This window comes from Escherichia sp. TW14182, from assembly GCF_000208525.1.
Lineage (GTDB): Bacteria > Pseudomonadota > Gammaproteobacteria > Enterobacterales > Enterobacteriaceae > Escherichia > Escherichia ruysiae.
Map to the genome: position 1 here is coordinate 1 of NZ_AEJZ01000283.1, position 1,257 is coordinate 1,257.

Annotated in this window: 4 protein-coding genes; all 4 read right to left on the minus strand. The window is 40.6% G+C overall.

Annotation, left to right across the window (positions count from 1 at the left end; all coding sequences use genetic code 11):
* Positions 1–410, minus strand: a 410-nt coding sequence (locus tag EQY_RS0119980) for a RecE family exodeoxyribonuclease (protein ID WP_000102206.1), incomplete at its 3' end; no start/stop codon positions are given.
* A 23-nt stretch (positions 411–433) separates the two neighbouring features.
* Positions 434–730, minus strand: coding sequence for a hypothetical protein (locus EQY_RS0119985; protein ID WP_000022247.1), 297 nt, complete (start codon positions 728–730; stop codon positions 434–436).
* A gap of 74 nt (positions 731–804) precedes the next feature.
* The gene (locus EQY_RS0119990) at positions 805–975 is read right to left on the minus strand and encodes a YdaE family protein (protein WP_001352098.1); all 171 of its coding nucleotides are present in this window, start codon (positions 973–975) and stop codon (positions 805–807) included.
* Positions 975–1,196, minus strand: coding sequence for a killing protein KilR (gene kilR / locus EQY_RS0119995; protein WP_000560225.1), 222 nt, complete (start codon positions 1,194–1,196; stop codon positions 975–977). The genes EQY_RS0119990 and kilR overlap by 1 nt, the downstream gene beginning before the upstream one ends.
* Between the last annotated feature and the right edge of the window lie 61 nt (positions 1,197–1,257).

Here is a 1,257-nt window from a genome sequence, read left to right on the forward strand (position 1 = left end):
ATCTGACCTGAAACTGGCAGGAGCATATTCTCCTCAATCTCAGTCATGTCTTCACCGTTGACGTTGGTATTGTCAGTGCTGGCTGGTTTGTCCTGAACAGAGGGTGAGGGCGCGATAAATACCATTGTGATGCCATCTTCCCCGCCTTTTTCGTAACGGTTGCAGAATTCCGTATCAAATACGCCTTCTGGCGGGAGGTCATTAACAACGGGTAAATGGACGCGAACAGGTTTTTTGAAGTCATCTTCATCGTATCCAGCATCGTCAATCGCAACAGCACCACGGGAGATGGCAATGGATAATTTTTTCGCTTCAGCCCAGTAAAAACCGCCTTTAATACCGAGACGTTTTCTTACTTTGTCATTTTTTGCTTCGTAATACAGTGGGTAAACTTGTTTATCGGTGCTCATTGTTTTTTAACCTCAAATCATATTCAGATTGCATAAAAGAAATGAACTGATGATGCGATGCCTGAGAGTTCTTTCTGTCGTTGATAACTGATGCCGTATTTCTTGTCAGCCTCTTCAATACGAGCTGCGAGTAATGCGACTTCTTTAATAGCACACACATAACAATCAAATGTTCCCAGAACGTAACCGCCATCAATAATTACCGTAACGTTTTCTTTTTGGGAAATCTGAATGAAACCATGTAATGTATTCCCACATTTGAATTCGGCGAGAGAATCGTTAATGACATTAAGTTCAATTTCACATTCAATAATGCTCATTTCTGTTTCCTTTTTTAAGATTGATAGAATCCCTGCCATTGCTGGCATAAATTCACTTTCGAATAGTCAATTAATTAAAGTTCATGTGCCATCTGGTCTTTTTCGGCACAAGCTTCACTGCAATATTTTCTCGGTTCGTCTTTTGATAAAATCCCGTGCATGAAGTGAAGCATTCTTTCAATAGCTTTGCTTTCTTCAACGTCTTTTTTGCAAAGGTGGTAAGCACATTTTATTTTCTTAGTCATCACCATGACTCCGCCTTTACAGGTAAACCATCACGACCGAGGAAGACTTTAATCATGCGGTCAGTAATGAATGTTTTTGTGGTCAGGTTACGAATATATAGTTTTCGCTTTTTAATATTGTTTGCCGAGGCAATATATGTCCGGCCTTCATGAAGAACATAATCGCCAGGAGTCACACACTGACGTGGTATTTCATCAGTTCCGAAGTGATGTGCAATCATAATTATCTCCATTTTTACAAATGAACTTTGTTGATGCGGTGCCTGGTGCCTCCAGGTGACG